Raw genomic sequence first — 26,805 nt, forward strand, 5'->3', positions numbered from 1 at the left:
AGCAGGAATGCATTCCAAAAGTGGGAGCGGGCTTGCTCGCGAAAGCGTCGGATCAATCAGCGCAAATCCCAACAATGTCCACAATCGGCATTCTTCCAGCAGGAATGCATTCCAAATGTGGGAGCGGGCTTGCTCGCGAAGGCGCCAGAACAATCAGCGCAAATCCCAACAACGGTCACAATCGGCTTCTTCCAGCAGGAATGCGATCACCTGTGGGAGCGGGCTTGCTCGCGAAGGCGCCAGAACAATCAGCGCAAATCCCAACAATGCCTACCGCTCACGCATCGCCTCGGTCCGGGCTTTGAGCACCGGTTTGAGCAGGTAATCCAGCACACTTTTTTCCCCGGTAATAATGTCCACCGTCGCTACCATCCCCGGGATGATCAGCAGTGGTTTCGCATCCCCGCCCAAGTGGTTTTTATCGGTGCGCACCTGAATCAGGTAGAAGCTGTTGCCCTTGTCATCGGTGATGGTGTCGGCGCCGATCAGTTCCAGTTTCGCGCTCAGCCCGCCGTAGATCGTGTAGTCATAGGCACTGAACTTGACCATGGCTTTCTGGCCCGGATGCAGGAATGCGACGTCTTGCGGACGGACTTTGGCTTCGATCAGCAGGTTGTCTTCCAGCGGCACGATTTCCACCATGTCGCTGCCCGGCTGCACCACGCCGCCGATGGTGTTGACCTTGAGTTGCTTGATCACCCCGTGCACCGGCGAAGTCACGGTGGTACGGCTGACCCGGTCGTCGATGGCGATGCTTGACGCGGTGATTTTCGACAGGTCGGTGCGTTTCTGATTGAGGTCCTTGGCGGCGTCGGAGCGGAAGGTCTGTTCCGATTCGTCGATCTTGCTCTTGATCTCGTTGATCGCCGATTCCGCCCTTGGGATGGCCAGGGTCGTTGCGTTCAGTGAACCGCGAATTTCCACCGCGCTGCGTTTCAGTCGCAGGATCTCCACCGGCGACACCGCACCAGTGCCGACCAGCGGCGCCGACATGTTCATCTCTTGCTGCAGCAGCGCCAGGCTGGAACTGTACTGGCCTTGCTTGGAGCGGAACTCCGCAAGCTCCTGAGTCTTCTGCCGCAGCTGTTCGGTGAGGGTGCGTTGCTCACTGGCCAGACGCCGTTGGCGCTGGTCGTACAGCGCGCGCTCGTCTTCGGCGACCTGTGGCGCTTTGGCGATCACTTCGTCAGACAGCTTGAACGGACGGCCCTCGGCCTCGGCAGAGAGGCGTTCCACTTGCGCGGTCAGCGCGTAACGGTCGGCCTCGCTTTCGCCCTTGTTCGACAGGAAGCGCGTGTCATCCAGGCGCAGCAGCTTGTCGCCTTTGTTCACCATTTGTCCTTCGCGGACAAAAATCTCGGTGACGATCCCGCCCTCCAGGTTCTGGATCACCTGAACCTTGCTTGATGGAATCGCCTTGCCTTCGCCCATGGTCACTTCTTCAAGCACCGCGAACTTGGCCCAGACCAGCGCACTGACCAGCAGCGCCGCGGCCAGCCACACGGTGATCCGCGACCAGCGCGGCGAATCCTGCAATGAAGCGCCGGCGGTTTCCGGCATGAACTCGGCTTCGGCGCTTTTGCCGAAACTGTCGAAGTAGCCGCGCTCTTTCGAAGATGAAGCTGACATGCGGCGATACCCCTCAATCAAGAGAAACCAAGCCAATCCGACTTGTGGCGAGGGAGCTTGCTCCCGCTGGGTTGCGAAGCAGCCCCAAAGATCTTGTGGGCGCTGCGCACCCAAGCGGGAGCAAGCTCCCTCGCCACAGACACTAGGTGGCCACAGGTTTGCGTTGCATCGACTAAACCGCCGCCGAGCCGACGCGGCCCTTGCGCAGTGCATCGATGACCGCTTCTTTCGGGCCGTCGGCGACGACCCGGCCGTTGTCCAGCACCAGCAACCGGTCCACCAGGCTCAGCATCGAGGTGCGGTGGGTGACCAGCAGCAGGGTTTTGCCTTGCACCCAGCCGTGGAGCTTCTGGCGCAGCAGGTCTTCGCTGCTGTTGTCCATGGCGCTGGTGGGTTCATCGAGCAGCATGATCGGTGGGTCGAGCAGCAACGCTCGGGCCAGTAACACCGCCTGACGCTGGCCGCCGGAGAGCAACTGCCCGCGCTCGCCCACCGGCCGGTCGAAACCTTGCGGATGCTGCCGGGCCAGTTCGGTGACGCCGGTCAGCTCAGCGACTTCGAGCATGCGCGAATCGCTGATGTAGCGCGCGCCGAGGGTCAGGTTGTCACGCAGGCTGCCGGCCAAAAGCGGCAGGTCGTGGGCGACATAACCGATCTGCTGGCGCAGGTCGGCGACATCCAGTTGCCGCAGATCGAGGCCATCAAGCAGCAACTGGCCTTCCTCGGGTTCATAGAAGCCCATCACCAATCGCGCCAGGGTACTTTTACCCGAGCCGCTGCGACCGATGATGCCGATCCTTTCGCCGGGTTTCATGCTGAAGCTGATGTTGCTCAGCGCCGGCGCATTCTGGCCGTTGTAGTGAAAGGTCACGCCGCTGACGTCCAGCGCACCTTGCAGCTGCGTGCGCTCCAGGGGCCGCTGCTTGCCGTCGCGCTCCTGCGGCAGGCCCATCAGTGCGTCGGTGCTTTTCATGGTCAGTTGCGCTTGCTGGTAGCGGGTGATCAGCCCGGCGATCTGCCCCAGCGGCGCGAGCACCCGGCTGCCGAGCATGTAGGTCGCCACCAGCGCACCGACACTGAGGTTGCCGGCGATGATGCTGTAGACCCCGGCGACAATCGTCGCCATCCCCGAGAACTGCTGGATGAACAGCGTGCCGTTGGTCGCCAGCGCCGAAAGGTTGCGCGCATGGCTGTCGAGGCGGGTGAGGGCGCCGTGGGTGCTTTCCCATTTGTGCTGGCGCTCGCTTTCGGCGCTGCAGGCCTTGAGGGTTTCCAGCCCGCCGAGGGTTTCGATCAGCAGCGCCTGCCGTTCGGCACCGAGGCTCAGACTTTTCTGCACGGTGTCACGCAGACGCACCTGAATTGCCAGGGCAAAAATGATCGTGAGCGGAAACGCCAGCAGCGGAATCACCACCAGCCAGCCGCCGAGCAGGCCGATCACCACTAGCATCAACGCCACAAAGGGCAAGTCGATCAGGCTGGTCAGGGTCACCGCAGTAAGGAATTCGCGCAGGCCCTGAAAGTCATGAATGCTCTGGGCGAAGCCGCCGATGGTCGCCGGCCGGGCCTTCATCGACATGCCGGTGATGCGTTCAAATAAAGTCGCGGAAAGGATCACATCGGTTTTCTTGCCGGCGGTATCGAGCAGGTGCGCGCGTACCACCCGCAGCACCAGTTCGAAACCGGTGCCGATCAGCAGGCCGATCGACAACACCCACAGGGTCGAGGTGGCCTGATTCGGCACCACGCGGTCGTAGGTCTGCATGACGAACAACGGCACCATCAGGCCCAGCAGGTTGATCAGGAAACTGGCGAGGATCGCATCGCTGTACAGCCATTTCGACAGCTTGAGGGTGTCGCGAAACCAGGCGTGGACCCGCGGCACCAATGGTGAGCGCAAGTCTTCGAGTTCGTGGCGCGGACGGGCGAACAACGCCTGGCCGCTGTAGTGTTCGGCGAGTTCTTCGCGCTCGACCCACTGCTCGCCGCCATCGGCTTCGCTGGGCAGGATCAGCGCCTTGCCGTCGTCGGCGAAACGCCGCAGCACGGCGGTGCGGCCGTCCTTGAGCAGCAGCAGAATCGGCAGATTCAGTGCAGAAATGTCTTTCAGTTCGCGCCGCAACAGGCGCGCCTGCAAACCGGCCCGGGCCGCTGCGCGGGGCAGCAGGTCCAGGCTCAGGCGTTGCTTGTTCAGGGGCAACCCGGCACTCAGGCTGGCGCGACTGACGATCGCGCCGTGGAGTTTGCAGAGGATCAACAGACCGTCGAGCAACGGGTCATCGAAGCTCAGCCGCGGATCGATCCCGGTGTGTCCGCCTTCGGCCATGCTGGTCATATTGATCGCCCCTGTTGAACTGACTCGACTTTCGACACATCTCCCCTGTAGGAGCTGCCGAAGGCTGCGATCTTTTGATCTTGTTTTTGCAGATCAAGATCAACAGATCGCAGCCTTCGGCAGCTCCTACACGGGGTTACCTCATTTCAGCTCAGGCAGGCGCGCTTCATTTTTCACCTCGGTCGCGGCGATCGCATCTGCTGGCAGCACCACCCGTTGTTTGCTCAGCAACTGACCCATGTTCGCCAGCACGCGGTACATCGAGTATTCCTCGGTGTAACGGATTTCGGTGTAGCGGCGGTTGGCGTTGTAGAGCTCGTTTTCACTGTCGAGCAAGTCGAGCAGGGTGCGTTGGCCAAGACCGAACTGATCCTGATAAGCCGCGCGCACACGCTTGGTGGTCTCGGCGTATTCGCGGGCGGTCGGGGTCTGTTTCTTCGCGTTTTCCATGGCGTTCCACGCCAGGCGGATGTTCTCGTTGAGTTGGCGAAGGGCGTTATTGCGGATGTCCATCGCCTGATTGATGTCATGGGCATTGGCGGCCAATCGGGCCTTGTCGCTGCCGCCACGGAACAGGTTGTAGTTCATCACCACACCCACGCGCCATTCGTTGTCGTGGCCTTCATCGCCTTGCACGTTGTTATTCGCGCCGACGGCGGCTTCGGCGTCGAAGCGCGGATAGAACGGCGATTTGGCGACTTCGTACTGGCTCTCGGCCGATTGCACGTCAGCCTGGGCGGACTTCAGATACGGGTTGTTGTCGACCATGCTCTGCTGGGCTTCACGCAATTGTGTCGGCAGTTCGCCACGGGTCGAGGCAGGCGTTTCCAGCTCATCGGGCATGCGTCCGACCACGCTGTAGAAGTTCGATTCGGCGTCGGCCAGATCGACTTCAGCAGTGTCGAGGTTGTTCTGCGCCAGCGCCTTACGGGCCACCGACTGATCGGAGTCGGCGGTACTGCCAATGCCGCGCTCGGTGCGCAGGCCGATCTGATCATTCACCCGCAAGTGCGCTTGCAGGTTGTTCCTGGCCAGCGTCACCAGTTCACGGCGCTTGAGCACTTCGAGGTAGACCTCGATGGTGCGCAGGGCCAGATCCTGAGCGGTGCCTTGTGCGTAATAGGCCCGCGAATTGGACACGCCCTTGGTGCGTTCGACCTCGTTAGCGGTGTTGAAACCGTCGAACAGCATCTGCCGCAGACGCAGCTCGGACTGGGTGTAGTTGAGAATTTCGGTGTGGTGATTACCGAAGGCTCGGGTGTTGGTGTTGTCGCTGTAACCACGGCCATACGCGGCATTCAAATCGACGGACGGATAGAAGCCACCTTTGGCGACTTTCACCTGTTCATCGGCCGACAGTCTGGCGTCCACGCGCGAGGCGAGTTCCGGGTGGGTGGCGATGGTGCTTTGGATCGCCTCGGTCAGGTTCATGGCCTGGGCTTGGGAAGTGCAAGCCATGGCCAGCAAAACCGCGCTGCAGAGGGGGGTTAGTACGCGCATGGGGTGCATCTCCCTGGTCCTGATGGTGCGTTACTGTCGCCAAATATTTGACGATAATTTGAGGTGTAAGCGTTTCACTCTTGTAACAACAGAGCTAAGAACATCCTGAAGCGTAGCTAAGAAAAAATTTTCATAAGGCTTATGCCGAAAAAAACTTATGCGGTTCTCGAAAACCGGCACATTGTTCACGGCGAAAGCCTTTGTTTCATGCGCTTTAGGGAGCACAAAAAGGCTTGAGGAAAGTTCCATTCACTTTGCGACATACGGCGAAGTACTGCTGAAGGGGAGGGACGCGTAGCGGCAGATGAGCGACAGATTTTTGTCACTCGGGTGATTCACCACCGTTACGTAGCGTTAGTGGGGCTGCTGCAACGATCAGGATCGCGAAGTGCCTGAAAGCACTGAGGTTTCCTTGTTTGCGCACCCTGCGAAACGAACTGTCGAGGTGCGAGCGTCACTTCGGCAACCCGATTGAGCCATGGGCTGCTTCGCGAACCAGTGCCGACGGTGGTCGGCAGCGGAGGAATTTCACATGGCAACGCTCATCGGGACCGTCACTAAAGTCATTGGTCAGGTTTTTGCGCAGGGCACCGACGGCACACGCCGCGCGCTGGTCGAGGGTGACCGCGTGTATGCCGGCGATCAATTGATCACCGGGGCAGAAGGCGCCGTCGCCGTTCATCTGCAAAATGGCCGCGACTTGACCCTGGGCCGCGACAGCAGCATGACCCTGTCCGGGCAACTGCTGGCCAATCAGGCGGTGCATGTCGACTCTCCTGAAGCGCTGACCCCCAGCCAGGCACAGCTGACTGACGTCGAGCAGATCCAGAAAGCCATCGCTGCCGGTGAAGACCCGACCAAAGCGGCAGAAGCCACCGCCGCCGGCCCGAATGCGCCGGGCGGCGCGCCAGGTGAACTGGGTGGCGGCCACAGTTTTGTCCTGCTGACGGAAGTCGGTGGGCGAGTGGACCCGGTGATCGGCTTCCCGACTGCCGGTTTCAACGGAATTCCCGAGTTTCCCGAAGAGCGGCGTAACGCAGTCATCGACAATGGTAATGACGATGCAGCGCCAATCGTTGTGCCACCTGCGCCGGTAAACAACCCGGTCACGCTCGCCGGTCTTGATGTGCAGGGTGGCGAACTGACGGTCAACGAAGCCAATCTGCCCGATGGTTCGGCCAACAACAATGGAGCGCTGACCCAGAGCGGCAGCTTCACTGTCAATGCACCAGACGGTTTGACCAGTCTGAGCATCGGCGGCATCAGCGTCATCGTGGGCGGCGTGCCGGTCGGTTTCCCGCAGTCGATCACCACGCAGTTGGGTAGCACCCTGACCATCACCGGTTATAACCCGGCCACCGGCGCAGTGACCTACAGCTACACGCTCAACGGCAACGAAACCCATTCGGCCGGTGACGGCGCGAATTCGCTCAGCGAGCAGTTCACTGTCGTTGCCAGCGACAGCAATGGCGACACCGCCACCGGTACCCTCGACGTCAATATCACCGACGACGTGCCGCGGGCAGTGGACGACAGCAACGGTATTGCTTCAGAGACATTCCTGACCCTCACCGGCAACGTCCTGACCAACGATGTCCAGGGCGCCGACCGCGTCCCCACCGGCCCCGTCACCGCCGGTACCTTCACCGGCACTTACGGCACCCTGGTACTGAACACCGATGGCACCTACACCTACACGCTGAACACCACCGACGCCGACTTCAAAAACCTGCACGGCGGTGGTGACGGCACCGAAACTTTCACCTACACCATTACCGACTCGGACGGCGATACCAGCACCGCCAATCTGGTTCTGCAGATCCACAACAACGACGATCCGGTGGTGATTAACGGGCTGAATGTCGAGGGCGGCGAACTGACGGTTTCCGAAAAAAACCTCAGCACCGGCAGCGCCCCGGATGCCAACGCACTGACCCAAAGCGGCACGTTCACCATCACTGCGCAGGACGGCGTCACCACGCTCACTGTCGGCGGCATCGCCGTGGTCACCAACGGTGTGGCCGCAGGCTTCCCGCAATCGGTGACTACACCTTTGGGCAGCACGCTCACCATCACGGGTTTCAACGCCAGCACCGGTGTCGTCAGCTACAGCTACACCCTGGTCGACAACGAGGCCCATCCGACGGCCAACGGTGCGAACAATCTGCCTGAGCAGTTCGCCGTCACCGTGGTGGACGACAACGGCACGACTGCCAATGCGACACTCGATGTGAACGTGATCGACGACCTGCCCAAAGCGGTCGATGACAGCAACACCGGCACCGCTTCGGAAACTCAGTTGACCCTGACCGGCAACGTCCTGACCAACGATGTTCAGGGTGCCGACCGCGTTCCGAGTGGCCCCGTCACCGCCGGCACTTTCACCGGCACCTACGGCACCCTAGTACTGAATACCGACGGCACCTACACCTACACGTTGAACACCTCTGACGCCGACTTCAAAAATCTGCACGGCGGCGGCAACGGTACGGAAACCTTCGCCTACACGATTACCGATTCGGACGGCGATACCAGCACTGCGAACCTGGTGCTGCAGATCCACAACAACGACGATCCAGTGATCATCAACGGTCTTGATGTGAACGGCGGCGAGCTCACGGTTTACGAAAAAAATCTCAGCGACGGCAGCACGCCAGACTCCACCGCACTGACCCAAAACGGCACCTTCACTATCACTGCGCTGGACGGCGTCACCACGCTGACCGTCGGTGGCATTGCGGTCGTCACCAACGGTGTGGCCGCAGGCTTCCCGCAATCGGTCACCACCCCATTGGGTAGCACACTGACCATCACCGGTTTCAACGCGACCACCGGAGTGGTGAGTTACAGCTACACCCTGGTCGACAACGAAGCTCACGCTAATGCCAACGGTGCGAACAACCTGCCTGAGCAATTCGCCGTCACCGTGGTGGACGACAACGGCACCACCGCGAATGCAACGCTTGATGTGAACGTGATCGACGACCTGCCCAAAGCGGTCGATGACAGCAACACCGGCACCGCTTCGGAAACTCAGTTGACCCTGACTGGCAACGTCCTGACCAACGATGTTCAGGGTGCCGACCGCGTTCCGAGTGGCCCCGTCACCGCCGGTACCTTCACCGGCACCTACGGCACCCTGGTACTGAATACCGACGGTACCTACACCTACACGCTGAACACCACCGACGCCGATTTCAAAAACCTGCACGGCGGCGGCAATGGCACGGAGACCTTCACCTACACCATCACCGATTCGGATGGCGATACCAGCACTGCGAACCTCGTCTTGCAGATCCACAACAACGATGATCCGGTGATCATCAACGGTCTTGATGTGAACGGCGGCGAGCTCACCGTTTACGAAAAAAACCTCAGCGACGGCAGCACGCCAGACTCCACCGCGCTGACCCAAAGCGGCACGTTCGCCATCACTGCGCTGGACGGTGTCACCACGCTGACCGTCGGTGGTATCGCGGTCGTCACCAACGGCGTCGCTGCCGGGTTTCCGCAATCGGTCACCACCCCATTGGGTAGCACACTGACCATCACCGGTTTCAACGCCACCACCGGAGTGGTGAGTTACAGCTACACCCTGGTCGACAACGAAGCTCACGCTAATGCCAACGGTGCGAACAACCTGCCTGAGCAGTTCGCTGTCACCGTGGTGGACGACAACGGCACCACCGCGAATGCAACGCTTGATGTGAACGTGATCGACGACCTGCCCAAAGCGGTCGATGACAGCAACACCGGCACCGCTTCGGAAACTCAGTTGACCCTGACCGGCAACGTCCTGACCAACGATGTTCAGGGTGCCGACCGCGTTCCGAGTGGCCCCGTCACCGCCGGTACCTTCACCGGCACCTACGGCACCCTGGTACTGAATACCGACGGTACCTACACCTACACGCTGAACACCACCGACGCCGATTTCAAAAACCTGCACGGCGGCGGCAATGGCACGGAGACCTTCACCTACACCATCACCGATTCGGATGGCGATACCAGCACTGCGAACCTCGTCTTGCAGATCCACAACAACGACGACCCGGTGACCCTAAACGGCCTCGACGTGAATGGTGGCGAACTCACCGTCTACGAAAAAAACCTCAGCGACGGCACCAGTCCCAATGCACCGGCCCTGACCCAGAGCGGCACCTTCACGGTGACTGCCCTTGACGGGTTGCAAACCCTGACCGTGGGCGGCATCAACGTCGTCACCGGTGGTGTGGCGGCAGGCTTTCCGCAATCGATCGTCACCCCGTTGGGCAGCACGCTGACCATCACCGGCTACAACCCGGCGACCGGCGTGGTCAGCTACAGCTACACCCTGGTCGACAACGAAACCCATCCGAACGCCAACGGCGTCAACAGCATCACCGAGAACTTCAACGTAGTTGCTACGGACACTGACGGCAGCACCGCCAGCGGCCAGATCAACGTCAACATCGTCGATGATCTGCCCAGCGCCCACCCTGACGCCGCCTCGGTAGCGGAGGGCGGCACCGTCAGTGGCAATGTCCTGAACAACGACATCGGTGGCGCCGATGGCCCGGCCGTAACCGGTGCAGTGGTCGGCGTACGCGCCGGTGCCGACACTTCGACCTCGGCCATTGGCGGCCTCAACAGCAACATCAACGGCACCTACGGTTACCTGACGCTGGATGCCAACGGCAACGCGGTTTACCACAGCAATCCCAATGCCGTGAGCGGCCCCGGCGCGGTGGATGTGTTCACCTACACTGTGCGCGATTCCGATGGCGATGAAAGCACCACCACCATCACCATCGATGTCGCCAACAGCAAGCTGTACGCGACCAGCGACACCGACGTCACCGTCTACGAAAAAGCCCTCGACCTGACCAGGGACGGCGCCGATCTGGCCCCCGGAACGGTCACCGGTAGCGATCCGACCAATACGGGTGAAACCGCGTCCGGCACGCTGGTCGGTTCGGTCACCGGGGCGGTCGGCGCGATCAGCTATGCGCTGGTCGGCAGTGCCACCGGCAACTACGGGCAGATCGTGCTCAACCCCAACGGCACTTACACCTACACGCTGACCTCGCCGGCAACCACCACGCCGCATGCCGACGATGGTGCCAATGCCCTGACTGAAACCTTCACCTATCAGGCCACCGATTCGCTGGGCAACATCGTCACCAGCACCATCGTCGTGAACATCGTCGATGACGTGCCGAAAGCCGTGAACGACAGCAACGCCAACAGCGCCTCGGAAACCCAGCTGACCCTGACCGGCAACGTGCTGACCAATGATGTGCAAGGCGCGGACGTGGTCGCGACCGGGCCGAATGTCGGGCCGATCACCGCCGGTACGTTCACCGGGACTTACGGCACGCTGGTGCTCAATGCCAACGGCACTTACACCTATACGCTTAACCCGGCTGACGCCGATTTCAAGGCGCTGCACGGCGGTGGAAACGGCACCGAAACATTCACCTACACGCTCACCGATGCCGATGGCGATACCAGCACCGCCAACCTGGTGCTGAACATCCACAACAACGACGATCCGGTGGTGCTCAACGGCCTCGACGTCAATGGCGGCGAACTCACCGTCTACGAAAAAAACCTCAGTGACGGCACCAGCCCCAACACCCCGGCGCTGACCCAGAGCGGTACCTTCACCGTCACGGCCCTGGATGGACTGCAAACCCTCACCGTCGGTGGCATTGCCGTAGTGACCAACGGGGTCGCCGCAGGCTTCCCGCAATCGGTGGTGTCGCCGCTGGGCAGCACGTTCACCGTCACCGGCTACAACCCGGCAACCGGCGTGGTCAGCTACAGCTACACGCTGGTGGACAACGAAAATCATCCGACCGCTAACGGCGCCAATAGCCTCACCGAAAACTTCAACGTGGTCGCGACAGACACCGACGGCAGCACCGCCAGCGGCCAGATCAACGTCAACATCATCGATGACCTGCCGACTGCCAACGCCGATACCGGCTCAGTGGCGGAGGGCGGTACGGTCAACCTCAGCGTGCTCGGCAACGACGTCACCGGTGCCGATGGCGCCGCGGCGGGCGGAGCCGTGGTCGGCGTGCGCGCCGGCAGCAACACCGCGACCTCGGCGATCGGCGGCCTCAACAGCAACATCAACGGCGCCTACGGCTACCTGACCCTGGATGCGGCGGGCAACGCCGTGTATCACAGCAATCCGAACTCCGTCAGCCCGCCGGGTGCCACCGACACCTTTACCTACACCGTGCGCGATTCCGATGGCGATGAAAGCACCACGACCATCACCATCAACGTCGCCGACAGCAAACTGATTGCATCGGTGGATCAGGACGTGACGGTCTATGAAAAAGCCCTCGACCTGACCAAGGATGGCCAGGATCTGGCCCCTGGCACAGTCACCGGCAGCGACCCGAGCAACACCGGCGAAACCGCCAGCGGTACGCTGGTCGGCGCGGTCAGCGGCGGCAGCGGGGCGCTCACCTACACCCTGGTCGGCAGCGCCACCGGCACTTACGGGCAGATCCAGCTCAACGCCGACGGCACCTACACTTACACCCTGACCTCGGCGCCGAAAACCACGCCGAACGCCAACGACGGCGCCAACACCCTGAGCGAAAGCTTCACCTACAAAGCCACCGATGCGCTGGGCAACAGCACCACCAGCACCCTCGTGGTCAACATCGTTGATGACGTGCCCAAAGCCGTGGCGTCGGATCGCTCGGTGGCGGCGGTGGAGATCGATTCCAACCTGCTGATCGTCCTCGACATCTCCGGCAGTATGGCCGACGCGTCCGGTGTACCGGGGCTGTCACGGCTGGCGCTGGCCAAGCAGGCCATCAGTGCCTTGCTCGACAAATACGATGACCTCGGCGATGTGAAGGTACAACTCGTCACCTTCAGCAGTAGCGCCACGGACCGGACTTCGGTGTGGGTCGATGTGGCGACGGCCAAGTCTATACTCGCCGGTCTCACCGCCGGTGGCGGTACCAACTACGACGCCGCCGTGGCGGTGATGCAAACCGCGTTCAACACCTCGGGCAAACTCACCGGGGCACAGAACGTCGGCTACTTCTTCTCCGATGGCAAACCCAACGAAGGCGACATCAACGCCGCTGACGAAGCCGCGCTTAAAAACTTCCTCGATGCCAACAACATCAAGAACTACGCCATCGGTCTGGGCAGCGGCGTGAGCAACGCCAACCTTGATCCGCTGGCCTATGACGGCATCAGCCACACCAACACCAACGCGGTGGTGGTCACCGATCTCAATCAGCTCAACTCGGTGCTGTCGGGCACTGTGGAAGGTGCGCCGGTCACCGGTTCGCTGCTGGGCGAGGGCGGTACGTTCGGCGCCGATGGCGGCTTCATCAAATCGATCGTGGTCGACGGCACCACCTACACCTATGACCCGCGCGCCAACAGCGGCCAGGGTTCGTTGACCGCATCCGGCGGCACCAACCACGGCACGTTCAATACGGTGAACAACACGCTGAGTATCGCCACCAACAACAGCGGCACCCTGGTGATCAACCTCGACACCGGCGACTACAACTACACCTCGCAAAAAACCACCACTACGGTGATCACCGAGAACATCGGCTTCACCCTCAGCGACAACGACGGCGACCTTGTCAGCTCGACGCTGACCGTGAAAGTGATCCCCAATTCGCCGCCAGTGGCGGTCGACGACCATGTCATCACCAACGTGCTGTCGGGCAATATCGTCGTGCCGGGCGAACTGTTGCTGGCCAATGACACCGATCCCAACGGCGATACGCTCAACGCCACGCCCACCAGTTTCAACACGGGCTGGATCTCGAAAGCGGCGGACTTCACCGGCACCGGTGCGATCAACTTCACCGGCACTAACGCCAACACCGCCGCCAACCAGAACCTGGCCAACGTGCGTAATTCGTTCAGTGCCAACGCCGCGACAATGACTGCCGTGCTGGTGGTCAGTGGCTATCTCGGTGCGGTGACCAACAGTAACGCCAACGATGAAGACCGCATTACCGTCAACCTGCGCCAGGGCGAAACCCTCAACCTCGATCACAACCTGGCGGCCGGTCACGTCACCATGGAGTACTCGATCAACGGTGGCGCCTACACAACCCTGGCGGACGGGCAAACCCTCACCGCGTCGGCCGATGGCGTCTATCAGATCCACATCACCAACATCACCGATCCCACCGGCGGCGGTAACCCCAACGCGGCGGAAAACTATCAGCTGACCATGACCCTCAACTACGCCGGGGCGCATGACATTACCCCGGACTTCAACGGCACCTACACCGCCAATGACAACCATGGCGGCAGCGACACCGCCAATGTGAGCATCAGCTATCAGGACGGCCACACCCTCACCGGCACCGCCGGGGATGACATTCTGGTGGCGGGCACCGGCAACAACATCCTCAACGCCGGCGACGGCAACGACGTGCTCACCGCCGGTTCCGGCAACAACGAGATGCACGGCGGTGCGGGCAACGACTTGCTCTACAGCGGCCCGGGCAATGACCTGCTCGACGGCGGCACCGGCAGCGACACCGCCAGCTACGCCCACGCCACCGCTGCCGTCACCGTCAACCTCGGCCTGCTCGGTGCGCAAAACACCCTCGGGGCCGGCACCGACACCCTGACCGGGATCGAGAACCTCGTCGGCTCGAACTTCAACGACACCCTCACTGGCGACAACAATAACAACGTGATCAACGGCGGCCTGGGCAACGACATCCTCAACGGTGGCGGTGGCGATGACCTGCTGATCGGCGGCATGGGCAACAACACCCTCACCGGCGGGCCGGGCGCGGATACCTTCCAGTGGCTCAAGGGCAACAGCGGCCACGACCTGATCACCGACTTCACCCCAGGCACCGACAAGCTCGATCTGTCGCAACTGCTGCAAGGTGAAAACGGCACCACCGCCTCGCTCGACGACTACCTGCACTTCACCGTCACCGGCAGCGGCGCCTCGGTGCTCACCAGCATCGACGTCAGCGCCATGGCCGGCGCCACGCCGAACCAGACCATCGACCTGGCCGGCGTCAACCTCGCCAGCCACTACGGCGTGACCCCGGGGGCGGGTGGGGTGGTGGCCGGCGGGCACGACACGGCGACGATCATCAGCGGCATGCTCAATGATCATTCGCTGAAAGTGGACACGGTGTGATCAAGGCCTGAAACGACAAAACCCGCCGCCCCGATCAGTCGGGACGGCGGGTTTTTTTCTGTCTGGAGAACTGTGTTGCCAGTGAGTCAGCCTTCGCGAGCAAGCTCGCTCCCACATTGGATTTAGGGTGCTCATCATTTTGTGAACAACAAGGCTCCCCTGTGGGAGCGGGCTTGCTCGCGAAACCGGCCTCACAGTCGACCAATCCCCAACTGAATGCACTCAGTCAAATGGTGGGAGCTGGCTTGCCAGCGATGACGGCCTACCCGCCGACCAATCCCCAACTGAATGCACTCATTCCAACTGTGGGAGCGAGCTTGCTCGCGAAAGCGGCCTCACAGCCGACCAATCCCCAACTGAATACACTCGGTCAAATGGTGGGAGCTGGCTTGCCAGCGATGACGGCCTACAAGCCGACCAATTCCCACCTGAATGCACGCATTCCAACTGTGGGAGCGAGCTTGCTCGCGAAAGCGGCCTCACAACCGACCAATCCCTGACTGAATGCACTCGGTCAAATGGTGAGAGCTGGCTTGCCAGCGATGGCGGCCTACTAGCCGACCAATCCCCAACTGAATGCACTCGGTCAAATGGTGGAAGCTGGCTTGCCAGCGATGGCGGCCCACCAGCCGACCAATCTCCCACCTGAATGCACGCAATCCAACTGTGGGAGCGGGCTTGCTCGCGAAAGCGGCTTGCCAGACAACATAAAAACAACAGAGCAAACCCCGCACATAAACGTAACTCCGCAACCACGTTTAAAGTACACGAATCGTTACGCCATACCGGCTACAACGCCTTGCGCCGTTACCTACGCGTACGCCAGAATCCGCCGGCTTACACGGCTATGGGGCGGGCTATATCGTTTCCCTGTCACTGAAAATCAGTGATCGGGTTTGGTAGCCCGTTTCATTACAGTCGTGCGCCACATTACAGGTCCGTTTTTGGGACTCTGCTTTTTGGTGGCCATGCGTGGGGCTCCTTCGGGAGCGCCGGGTTTACTGTTTTGACCGGTCTACCAACCCACAAATGGCCGCCACCCTTCGTTTGGTAGCGAGAGTGATGGCTCCTCACTTATTCAAAACAGCGAGTCACCTATGTTCAAAGCCACACCCAACCCTCCGGACACCTCGATCCCATACGACCCAGCCCTCGACCCGCAGAAGATAAAAGCGGCAACCGACCGCGCCATCAACTTCTACCTCAACCCCGGCGCCCTGAAGATCTCGATCCCTTCAACCTCGTCATGCAAGGCGAACAGAATCTTCCTCATCGACCCCACCGTGGACGAAGAAACCTTGCTCGTCGAAGCCTGCGAATCTCTGGCAGCTGCCAGCGACATGGCCCGCGACATCGGCGACACCGTCGACCACCCACAGCGCCGAGCCATGCTGATGCTGCATCAGGTGATCATGCTCAGTGAACTGATGGTCAACCGGGTACTGGACGGCCGCCGCGTGCCGAACTAACTGCCCGGTTCCCTGTAGGAGCTGCCGAAGGCTGCGATCTTTTGATGTTGCTTTTAAAAAACAAGATCAAAAGATCGCAGCCTTCGGCAGCTCCTACAGGGAGTCATTCTTTCAAAGTACTTTGATCGGAGTTCCTGCTGATGTCCGAAACCAAGCCCAATCCTCCAATCACAGACCCGCTATCACCCTACGAATCCCTCAACTCCAGAAAACTCCACGAAGCCGCCGAACGCGCCCTCGACCATTACCTCGCACCCGCGCAAATCATGGCCACACCCTACACCCCCAACAGCATGTTCCTGGTCAATCCACAAACCGACACCGAATCCCTGCTGGCCAACGCCTGCGAATCCCTGGCCTCGGCTACGGTCATGCTCGGTGACTTTGCCGGCACGCTGGATGGGCCGAGTCGCAACACGGTGTTGGGTATCGCGCAGGTGGTGATGTTGGGAGAGTTGGCGGTGAATCGGGCGCTGGATAATGTTGTGCCGAAGGAATAGCCGAAAGCAGTAACGGCCTCATTGCGAAGCAGGCTAACACCTACAAGGATCTTTGCTGGGCACATAACCTGCGAAAAAAGCAGATCTACTGTAGGCGTGAGCCTGCTCGTGATTACCATTAAATAAATCCGTGCCCTTATCCCATCCTTATTCAGATCCTTATCCCAATGCAACACTTTGCCAATGGATCAGGTGTTGCGGCGGCACTATAAATCAAACATGTTTTTGTATGTTGAGTTTAATTTCGTGCGTTATGGTCGGATATAGAAATAATCAAAATGCGACTGTGTAAAAGCGCTTGCTGTCTGATTAATATCTATATAGGAAACTTTTTCTCCCTCTGGAGCTTGAAATTCGACCCAGGTAATGGGGGTGGGCCTCCCATGCGGCGGACGACGTTCGCCTAATCGAGTGTCGTTCGAGCTATAGAAAGTTAAAGTTGTTACATCGGAAAATGAGCCGGAGAATTTAATATAGGAATATTCGGATTTGAAAGTGATGTATGCGGTGCCGCGAGTGAATATAACCAAAATCATTCCTTCTTTCATTCCGGCAGAGTAGTTGGGAGAGGGTATTATTCCAACGTTAGTATTGGATGATGTGACTGTCATTGTTGGGATTATTAATGGAGTGCCCGGTTTATGCTCTTGCTGGGGGCGACTATCGAAATTCTCTAACAATATTTCATTGACTACCGTGACAGCCCACTCCCCCGACTCCGTCCCGCTGCCATACAACGCCTTGGCTTTGAACACATGCTTCGTAGGTGTCAGCCCGGTCAACTGAACCGCCCATTCACCTTTGTCATTGGCCCTGGCCTTTTTGCCAGTGGCGGTGGCACCGTCGTAAATCTCCACCTCAAGATACTTAGTCGCCGTCCCCATAAGATGAACAGTGCGGTCAACAGTGTTGCCACCATTGCTGATTGGCTGCCCTTTGGAATCCTGCGCGGCGGTGATGGCCGGCCTCACGCCATTCAACGCCGTCAAACGCCAAAGGTTCGATGTCGGATTGTTCGCGTATTGGCCAACGGCCTTTAAGGTGTGCAGTACGTCCAGCGATAACCCGCTCACGGTACGGGTCCAGGTTCTGTCGGGGCCAGCTTCCGCGATGCCTTTGGAGATCGCACCGAGGAAAACTTCCACCTTCTGGCCAACAGGCGCGGAGCCAGTGAGCGTGACGCTGGTGTGCACGGTATGACCGTTATCGGGAATGTTCCAGTTGCTCTGATCTTTTACTGAGGTGATGGTCAGTGCGGTATTGGCCGTCACCGTCAACGTCCACGCCGCGGACACCTGCCCACTGCCATACAGCGCGACGGCGGTGAAGCTGTGAGCGGCCACGCTCAAGCCTGTCAGGGTCAGTTCCCACAGGCCGGTCGTCAGGTTAACCGTCGCTTCACCTTTGATGGTGGTGCCATCCTTGATCTGGACTTTCTGACCTTTGGCCCCGGCCCCTGACAACGTGATCTGGGTATCGACGGTGAATCCGCCTTTGGCAATCTCATTCCCTTTGGAGTCGATGGCCTTGGTGATGGTCGGTGGGTTACTGGCCGTCACCGTCAACGTCCACGCCGCGGACACCTGCCCACTGCCATACAGCGCGACGGCGGTGAAGCTGTGAGCGGCCACGCTCAAGCCTGTCAGGGTCAGTTCCCACAGACCGGTCGTCAGGTTAACCGTCGCTTCACCTTTGACGGTGGTGCCATCCTTGATCTGGACTTTCTGACCTTTGGCCCCGGCCCCTGACAACTTGATCTGGGTATCAACGGTGAATCCGCCTTTGGCAATCTCATTCCCTTTGGAGTCGATGGCNNNNTCGCTTCACCTTTGACGGTGGTGCCATCCTTGATCTGGACTTTCTGACCTTTGGCCCCGGCCCCTGACAACTTGATCTGGGTATCAACGGTGAATCCGCCTTTGGCAATCTCATTCCCTTTGGAGTCGATGGTCTTGGTGATGGTCGGTGGGGTACTGGCCGTCACCGTCAACGTCCACGCCGCGGACACCTGCCCACTGCCATAGAGAGCGATGGCGGTGAAGCTGTGAGCGGCCACGCTCAAGCCTGTCAGGGTCAGTTCCCACAGGCCGGTCGTCGGGTTAACCGTCGCTTCACCTTTGATGGTGGTGCCGTCCTTGATCTGGACTTTCTGACCTTTGGCCCCGGCCCCTGACAACGTGATCTGGGTATCGACGGTGAATCCGCCTTTGACAATCGTTGCCCCTTTGGAGTCGATGGCCTTGGTGATGGTCGGTGGGGTATTGGCCGTCACCGTCAATGTCCACGCTGCGGACACCTGACCACCGCCATACAGCGCGATGGCGGTGAAGCTGTGAGCGGCCAAGCTCAAGCCTGTCAGGGTCAGTTCCCACAGGCCGGTCGTCAGGTTAACCGTCGCTTCACCTTTGACGGTGGTGCCATCCTTGATCTGGACTTTCTGACCTTTGGCCCCGGCCCCTGACAACTTGATCTGGGTATCAACGGTGAATCCGCCTTTGGCAATCTCATTCCCTTTGGAGTCGATGGCCTTGGTGATGGTCGGTGGGTTACTGGCCGTCACCGTCAACGTCCACGCCGCGGACACCTGACCACTGCCATATAACGCGATGGCGGTGAAGCTGTGAGCGGCCACGCTCAAGCCTGTCAGGGTCAGTTCCCACAGGCCGGTTGTCAGGTTAACCGTCGCTTCACCTTTGACGGTGGTGCCATCCTTGATCTGGACTTTCTGACCTTTGGCCCCGGCCCCTGACAACGTGACCTCGTCATCGACGGTGATTCCGCCTTCGGCAATCGGTACCCCTCTGGAGTCTTCCAATCCGGTAATTTCTGGCCGCACATCCTCAACCGCTTTGATCGTGTAAGTGCGCACGGGGAAGGGCACCGCCTCGCTTTCATTCGTGCTCTTGTTGAACGTCGTTTTGCACTCGATGGTCAAGTCACTGCCATCTTTCAGGTTTTTCATTGCTGCTTGAGCGAGTCCGCGATTTTGGTAGCCCCTATCGATCAACGGCTGAGTGACAGGATCCCCAGGTGCAATATCGTTGATGTACGGAGTGTCGTTGGCATTGGTTCCGGTCAGACGCATCCACATACGCTGACCGGTAGCTATCAACGGCCAGACATCTATGCGAGCGACTGCGTTGGCAGTCAGTTTAGCCACATCGAATTCCCGGCCTTCGCCATTGTTGTCGGCTTCCATGATCACCGGCGATTTCAAGCTTGAGTCCGAAAAAGTGCCGACATTCAACAACAGCGGCAACGAGGTCCGGGGCGCACCGTTGCGGGTGACGGTGTACGTCACGGTGACGGTTTTGCCCAGGTTGAATGCCAGCACGGTGACCGGCAGTTCGATTGTCAGCGTGGTTTCACTGATGGGTCTGGCCGGGGTGGTGTGCGAGCCGCCGGCGGCCGTGCCAGGTGCGCCGGTCCAGGTCACGCTGAGCAGATCGCTGAGCAGCAAGTCTTGCGAATCGATGTTGACGGTCAGGGCTTCCACGGCCTTGATCGGCTGCAAGGTAGTGCCATCGGCCTCGGCCTGCTGAACCTTCGGCCGGGTCAGCAGCACGGCTTCGCCGACAGTGAAATTCAACGTCCGCGAGTAGCTGACACGTTCCGGCGTGGAGCCTGCCGCCACCCTGAGGATTTCATACATCGCGTCCACAGTGCCGCCGCGATTGGGTTCGATGTGGGTCTGGACGAAGGTCGGGTTCAGGGTGAAATCGATGGCTCTACCGGCATTGAGCGAATTGATCGGCACCGAGTCGCTGGTCTTGCCGGTTTTCGAACCGCGCCAGGTATAGGTGACCTTGTCACCCGCTTTGGTGGGTTCGGCGGCAGCCGGGGCGGTCAGTTTGCTCGAACCGCCGGGCAGGTCGTTGGGTTCGAGTGTTCCGCCGGCCTCACCGAGGACGATGGGCGCGACCAGTTCCAGCAGCGGTTCACCCACCCGCAACAGAGCATGGTGCAGTGACTCGCGCTGAATGATGCCTCCATCGCTGCCCTCGGCCATCAGCACGTAGAACAAATCCAGCGTACCGCCCTCGATGGCTTTGAGGTGTTTGCCCTCGACGATGATCGGGATCGGTTCTTTGTCGTCGATATCGCCCTTGCTAAGGGTGCGCCAGTCCAGTTCCGGGTCGTAGACGCCGAAATCCTGGCGGGTGCCGACCCAGCGCAGAACGATGACCATGCCCACCTGCATCATCGGATCAAAGGGGATGAAGGCGGTGGTGTTAACCAGATCAGGGTCGAGTGCCCCTTGTTGCGCATCCACGGCAATCGGCGCGAGCAGGCGTCGGGTTGCTCCGATGATACGGACGAAGCGCCCCTTGGAGGGGCGATCATCAGACCCGCTGCGTTCCACGCGATAACTGAACACGGCCTGGGTTTGGGCCAGCAAACGTATGTCGGCGCTTGGCAGGGCCAATTCGTAGATGTTGCCCACGCTGGTGAGTGGCTCGCCGCGGACTTCAACGTTGATTGGTTCGCCGTCCAGCGTGGTGCCCTTGCCCAGGCCGATGATCACATCACCGATCCGGAATTCAGGCGCATCGACCGCCACTTGCAAGGTCAGCGGCGCATCTCCCAGTTTGTCCATGTCCACAACGCTATTGAAGGCCTCTTTGACCATGGGAGGCGACAGGCGCGTGTTGCCGGTATCGACGGCAATCCCCACTGCGGCGCACCAGTCTTCGGAGCGGTTGTCGACAATGTCGTGTACTTCAAAGGCTACGGCCAGGCTGTCGGTATCGCCGGCTTCGAGGATGGTGGCCTTGTCGACATGGATGGCCAGTGGATGGCCTTGCGGGTCATCGATGTGATCCTGGGTCACCCGTGGCGAATACAAAAACCAGCCGCCCCAGGTCAATTTGCAGCGGTCACCCTTGGCCATGTTGGGGTAGGGCAACAGGCTGCTACTGCCGGGTTTGGCCTTGATGATGATGTCGAGGCCGGTTTCGGCAGTTTCCTTGTCCACGCCATCGTTGATGATCCGCGGATCGATGTACATGTTCAGCTCGGAATGCCCCGGGGCACTGCCGTTTTCATCCTTGCCGCCGGGTTGCTCGAGTTTGACGAAGATATCGACCGGAGGCAGCGAAGTTTCCGGAGACTGGCTGAATACCTTGACCCGATATTGCAGCGTATAGGCCCCGGTCGCGAACTTCCGGGGCGGGACATACAGGGTGACACGCTCGCCGACATCCTCTGGCTTGACGATGGTGGTCTGGTCGACCTGAACACCGTCGAGCAGCAGCTCGATGTAGTCACCTAAACCCATAAGGTACCAGGGTGGACAATAGACTTTCAGCCCCTTGTCGGGCGCCAGCAACTGCGCGGCGGCAATATTGATCCCCCACACCCCCCCCTCCAGGGCCGGCTGCGTACGGTCGGGTATTTCCAGTTGCCGCAGAGTCTCGGGGGGCGGGAGGCGAGGGGGCTGAATAAGCATGCTGAAGACTCCAGGGCGTGGGAAGCAAAGGCTCTGGGTTATTTAGGGGCAGGTGGCGAGCGTTGGCTACTGTCAGAAATTACAGGTAGGGAGGTATTTGCGATGAACGGTCGGGGGGCGGGGTTTGCATGACTGAAACTGCTTCCCAGTAGGCGCTGCCGCAGGGTAGTCGACTCTGCGGTGAACCCCAACCTATCGCGAGGGAGTCTGCTCCCGCTGGGGCGCGCGGCGAGTTCATCCCCCATTCTGCTCAACAAAAATGCAGCCTCACGCTGAGCTGACTGTTCAGTTGTTTCCAGCGACTTCCCGACAAACGGTAAGCAAACCTAGTATTTCTGACAGTAGTCAGCTTTTTCCGCCAGGCATCTAATTGGGTCACAAACGTTCCACGCCATCGTCAGTCAACGGCCCGTTTTATCTTCACGACTGTCCTGCGCGAGAACACTGTCCGCTCAATTGCCGTGGAGTTTCGCAATGGTGCCCCCAGAAGAGTCGTCGATGGATCCGCAACACGCACGCGGCGATGACGAACCAAGTCTTGTGGTTATTCCAGAACCGATTGTTCCGGATATCCTGAAAGACGAAGAGGGTAATGAGAGCCCGGACGGGCTATTACCTCGCGATGTATTGAATCGCGATTTGAAAATCACGATTCCGGCGTGGGATTTCTCGACAGATCCGAATTTCGCAAAAGACTTCGTGTGGGTGGGCTTCAGGCGACGGGGGCTTCCCTTTGATGACGACACGGCGGGGGTGTTCCCGTTCGATATTCCCATTGAACCGGGTGACAAGATTGTTTCGGTGCCTCAAAGGGACTTGGCATCTGGCGTTTACGACCTGTCGTACAAGCTTGTGATTGGTGGCAACGACGCGGAATCGCTGAAAAAAACCATCACCGTCGATAGAGTGCCGCCGGATGACGGCCAGGAACCGGCGATGCTGGAACTGCTGGATCTTGTGGGCGACATCACCGATGACTATTTGGACGAGCACGGTCAGGTTCGTTTCAAAGTACGCCTCTATCTGGACGTGAAGGCCCGTGACCGGGCGATTTATTACTGGACGGACACCAACACGCCACCGGACTTCGAAACCGAAATCCGCGAGCAGGCGTTCAGTCAGTTGGATATCGATAACGATCAACTCATCATCACCGTCTACGCAGACGAAATTCGCCTGCGCGGTCATGGGCAGCGATACATCTATTATCGCTTGCGCGACTGGGCCGGAAACCGTGGACCGCGCTCGCGGCCGCTGCCTGTGTTCGTCGATCTGACCCCGGGGGTGCCCATTCACAAGCCTCCGCGCATCCCCCTGTCGGACAGAGGCTTGATCGATCGTCAGCACGCCCGGGAGGGGGCGGTCAACCAAAGGGCGGTAACGGTCGAAATCGATGCCTATGACAATCCGTTGAGCGGCGATCAGGTACTGCTGGACTGGGATGGCACTGTTCTGCCGCCGCAGGATGTCGACCCGGCCAACTTTCCTTGCGTGATCCCTGTGCCGTGGAGTGCGCTCACAGCCAAGGGGCTGGGTCCGGTGAATGCTCGTGTCACTTACCGCGTGCGCACAAGGGGCGTTGATAGCAAACCATCAATGGAAACCCTGGTATCGGTGAACCTGACGGTGGCAGGCCAGGATCACGCCAATGCGCCGGCGTTGTTGAACCCCAAGCTTGCCTTGCTGGAGATCTACGGCGCCAAATCCAAGGTGCTGAACACATTGCTTACCGAAGATTTCGGCGAGGACGCCGACGGCTTCCTGACCTTGTTCGACGCACCTGAACGAGGACACACGATCGAAGTTTATTGGGGGAGCATCAGTACGCCCGTGGCGAGATACATCGTCCAGACCGGTGACGTTGCCGGCAAGAGAGTGCCGTTCAATATTCCATGGTCGGTCATTGACCAGGACCGCCTGAACCCGGCGTTGCCGGTCCATTACACCACCAGCAATGGCGTCAACCAGCAGTTGGCGCCATTCACGCCCGTCAAGGTGTCGATCATCATTATCGAAGGTCTCCAAGAGCCTTCGTTCCCTGACGCTGGCATCAGTGGGACGCTTGACTGCTGTGCGAAACCGCGTCTCTGGGAGCGGGTGCGCGTGAGGATTGAAGGCAACCCGGTGTTTGACGAGAAGGACATCGTGACGTTGTTCTGGCAGGGATGCGCGGGACCGAATGGCACCACGCCCATTCCCAAGGCCGCGGAACGGTTCTCGACCACCTTGAGTGCGGATCAGGCAAGAAACGGTTTTGAAGTGCATGTGACCGATTACGAAAGATTGATAGCGCCGATGCAAAACCGGGGTTCGGCGTTATGTCATTACACCTTGAAAAAGTTTACGGGTGGACGGGGTGTTTCAAAAAAAGATTTCGTGATTATCAATCGAACCATGGCCAGTGGTGCAGTGTGCTCACCCACTAATGAAACCTGTACGGAACCGTAACGGGTATTTGATTAATTAAAGTGCATTAGCCGTTTTTAGTCGGGACAGTCACGAGTATTTATTCGTGGCTGACAGAGAGTGTTGTGCCCGCGTTTTGGGCGTTAGTTGATTGACAAAATTCCGGGCAGATAAAGCCCGTTTCTGAAGGAGCTGAAAAATGGCAAGTCCGAAACCATTGACGCCCGCTGAACAAAGTCGGGTCGATTATCTGAAAGTTCGCCGTGCTGTTACAAAAGCTGATGCACCCGTCATCAAAGTGCATCCAGATAACCCATTTCTAAGCGATACGTCGGATGATGAAGCCAATCAGATTCCGCTGAGCCAGCAGGGAAAGCCTTTCAAGTGTCTGGTTCCGAGACCTGCTGAGGCTGACGACCCGAAAGAGATACCGGGCTTCATTCATCTGACGTTTGACGGAAGTCCGATAGTCTCTACTCGATACGATTATGTTACGCCGCTGAACCCCGATATTCTTGAAATCGAAATGACGTTTCCTGTCGGATACACCGATAGGCCGGGGACACATGAGTTGGGATACTTTATCGATCAAGGCGGTAATGAGAGCAACTCTGAACCGTTGGAGTGCAATGTTGATAGAACTCCTCCACACCCGTTTTTTCCGGTTACTCTTCCGCAGGAAGTGATAGATGAAGGTATTACCAAAAAATATCTGGACGACATTGGTTTCGTAGCTATTAAGATTCCTGATTATGGAGATATGAGGATTGGCGATTTTATAGAGGTGTTATATGGGGACTCGATACCGTTGGCAGAGGTTGTCGATTCGATCACCCGGATTGATACCACCACTGAGATCGAGCTTGAACTTACCGCTGACCAAGTATTCAAGAAAGGTGAAGGGGATCACGCGCTTTTTTTCAGAGTCACCGACCGTAAGGGAAACCCAAGTGCTATTTCTCCATCAGTCCCCGTTACGGTCGTTCTGACAGACCCACCCGAGGGGCTGTTGCCCCTTGCTATTCCGCTGTTGGACGGTGTCGGTGACGGTCTGGTCGATCTGGCGGATGCGCAAAACCCTTTGGGCGTGGGAATCGTTGACGAATACACCCACTACTTGCCGGGAGATGAGTTGGTGGTGACCTACGACGACATTCCGCAGATGGCGAAGCCCATCAGCGGGTTCCCGTGCTACGTCGATATTTCGTTCAAAAACGTGTTCAACAACGACCCTGGTGTAAAAACTGTAGCGGCCCGCTACCAAATCAAACGCGGCAGCACCTATTACCCGCCAACTCCGATTTCCAAAGATGTTCTCGTTGATTTGCGAAAGCCCGGTCTGCCGATTGATCCGGAAAATCCAGACCCGACCAATCCAATTCTGGCGTTGGTGACGGTTCAGGGTGATTCCGGAGGCCTAGTCAATACGTTGCGAGAAGCCGACAAAGATGGGGACGTTACTGTTACGGTCAATACCTATGCCGACGCCAAGGAAAATGACACCGTTCAACTTGAATATGCGGGCCAGCTTGTTTCTGAGGCGGATGGTGGCCTCGTTACGATTCCAAACACTATTCCCACATCGCTTGAGTGGAAAGTAAAGTGGGACGTTATTGCGGCGGCAGGTAACGGTGATCCAACGCACCCGATGGCTTACGTCATCGGTCATTCGCTGAACGACAACGTAGATATTTCAAAACCTCGGAATGTGGATGTGGAGATTCAAGTGGACACTGTCCCTGATCCGGCATTTTTACACCTTGATCCTAACTATACTGACTGGCTGAACTGCAAAGCCTTGCGCCTGGATCCCATCAAGGGTGTGGTGGTCGAGGTGCACGTCCCGGGCGGGGAACCGGCACTGGCGAATCAGAAGCTGATATTCACCTATCAGGGCTATATCGACGACGAAGGTGCAACCATCAAACCCGGTACGTTCGAGGAGGTGCCCCACACACCGACAGATCAGGAAGCCGCGGACGGCTTCATTGTGAAGATCCCATACGCACCCTTGCTCGCGACTTTCAATGCGTGGGGTGGCGTCGGTTATACGGCTGTCATTAACGGGCGCGTCGTTCCCTCCAAAGAGCATTTGGTCAAGGTGTACCTGGTCAATCCGGGTGATGGCGGAACTTGCCCGTTGCCTACCTGATTCAATGCGTTTCAAAGGAAACACGGGAGGCCGCTACGCCTCCCGTGTCCTCGCTGAAACGGTTGCTGAAACAGGCGGATCATTCCTCGAGCGGGAAAGGACTTTTCCGTCCGGAGCTAGGACTTCTCCTACATTTTTGCTTGACCCGGATAGGTATTGTTCGCGCCTCTTACAGTCTTTTGGCGTTTCTTCTGAAAGATGTGAGGTGATG

Annotated in this window: 9 protein-coding genes; 5 read left to right on the forward strand and 4 right to left on the reverse strand. The window is 59.1% G+C overall.

The genetic code is table 11. The features are described 5' to 3' along the window. Window positions 1-270: 270 nt before the first annotated feature. From CKW11_RS18160 to CKW11_RS18170, 3 genes are all read right to left on the reverse strand, one after another. Entirely contained in the window at window positions 271-1,629 is a 1,359-nt protein-coding gene (locus tag CKW11_RS18160; protein ID WP_095138604.1) for an HlyD family type I secretion periplasmic adaptor subunit, read from the reverse strand. 172 nt (window positions 1,630-1,801) lie between these two features. Further along, window positions 1,802-3,964: a type I secretion system permease/ATPase gene (locus CKW11_RS18165; protein WP_095138605.1), complete on the reverse strand. Its 2,163-nt coding sequence runs from the start codon at window positions 3,962-3,964 to the stop codon at window positions 1,802-1,804. 141 nt (window positions 3,965-4,105) lie between these two features. Then, a complete protein-coding gene (locus CKW11_RS18170) occupies window positions 4,106-5,464 on the reverse strand; it encodes a TolC family outer membrane protein (RefSeq protein ID WP_095138606.1) in 1,359 nt (452 codons plus the stop codon). Between the two features lie 532 nt (window positions 5,465-5,996). Between CKW11_RS18170 and CKW11_RS18175 the strand changes: the two genes are divergently transcribed. The 3 genes from CKW11_RS18175 (at window position 5,997) to CKW11_RS18185 (ending at window position 16,587) form a co-directional block, all read left to right on the forward strand. Next, window positions 5,997-14,618 carry a retention module-containing protein gene (locus tag CKW11_RS18175; protein ID WP_095138607.1) on the forward strand — a complete coding sequence of 2,874 codons (8,622 nt, stop codon included), beginning with the start codon at window positions 5,997-5,999 and terminating at the stop codon, window positions 14,616-14,618. A 1,097-nt stretch (window positions 14,619-15,715) separates the two neighbouring features. Next, window positions 15,716-16,087: a DUF6124 family protein gene (locus CKW11_RS18180; RefSeq protein ID WP_095138608.1), complete on the forward strand. Its 372-nt coding sequence runs from the start codon at window positions 15,716-15,718 to the stop codon at window positions 16,085-16,087. 140 nt (window positions 16,088-16,227) lie between these two features. Next, a complete protein-coding gene (locus CKW11_RS18185; protein ID WP_095138609.1) occupies window positions 16,228-16,587 on the forward strand; it encodes a DUF6124 family protein in 360 nt (119 codons plus the stop codon). Between the two features lie 251 nt (window positions 16,588-16,838). Here the strand turns inward: CKW11_RS18185 and CKW11_RS18190 are convergent, their stop codons facing one another. After that, complete coding sequence (locus tag CKW11_RS18190; protein WP_095138610.1) at window positions 16,839-18,338, reverse strand: hypothetical protein; 1,500 nt, start codon at window positions 18,336-18,338, stop codon at window positions 16,839-16,841. Between the two features lie 4,196 nt (window positions 18,339-22,534). Between CKW11_RS18190 and CKW11_RS18200 the strand changes: the two genes are divergently transcribed. Continuing rightward, window positions 22,535-24,484, forward strand: a complete 1,950-nt coding sequence (locus CKW11_RS18200) for a hypothetical protein (RefSeq protein ID WP_256582093.1) — start codon at window positions 22,535-22,537, stop codon at window positions 24,482-24,484. A 157-nt stretch (window positions 24,485-24,641) separates the two neighbouring features. Next, window positions 24,642-26,594 (forward strand): hypothetical protein, encoded by a 1,953-nt coding sequence (locus CKW11_RS18205; protein ID WP_095138613.1) that lies wholly within the window; start codon window positions 24,642-24,644, stop codon window positions 26,592-26,594. Window positions 26,595-26,805: the final 211 nt, after the last annotated feature.

Origin of the sequence: Pseudomonas sp. Irchel s3a10, assembly GCF_900187525.1 — a bacterium.
Classification (GTDB): Bacteria; Pseudomonadota; Gammaproteobacteria; order Pseudomonadales; family Pseudomonadaceae; genus Aquipseudomonas; species Aquipseudomonas koreensis_G.

Coding starts and splice junctions, on each gene's coding strand:
- CKW11_RS18160 (WP_095138604.1), bottom strand. CDS start 1,629: ATGTCAGCTTCATCTTCGAAAGAGCGCGGCTACTTCGACAGTTTCGGC.
- CKW11_RS18165 (WP_095138605.1), bottom strand. CDS start 3,964: ATGACCAGCATGGCCGAAGGCGGACACACCGGGATCGATCCGCGGCTG.
- CKW11_RS18170 (WP_095138606.1), bottom strand. CDS start 5,464: ATGCGCGTACTAACCCCCCTCTGCAGCGCGGTTTTGCTGGCCATGGCT.
- CKW11_RS18175 (WP_095138607.1), top strand. CDS start 5,997: ATGGCAACGCTCATCGGGACCGTCACTAAAGTCATTGGTCAGGTTTTT.
- CKW11_RS18180 (WP_095138608.1), top strand. CDS start 15,716: ATGTTCAAAGCCACACCCAACCCTCCGGACACCTCGATCCCATACGAC.
- CKW11_RS18185 (WP_095138609.1), top strand. CDS start 16,228: ATGTCCGAAACCAAGCCCAATCCTCCAATCACAGACCCGCTATCACCC.
- CKW11_RS18200 (WP_256582093.1), top strand. CDS start 22,535: ATGGATCCGCAACACGCACGCGGCGATGACGAACCAAGTCTTGTGGTT.
- CKW11_RS18205 (WP_095138613.1), top strand. CDS start 24,642: ATGGCAAGTCCGAAACCATTGACGCCCGCTGAACAAAGTCGGGTCGAT.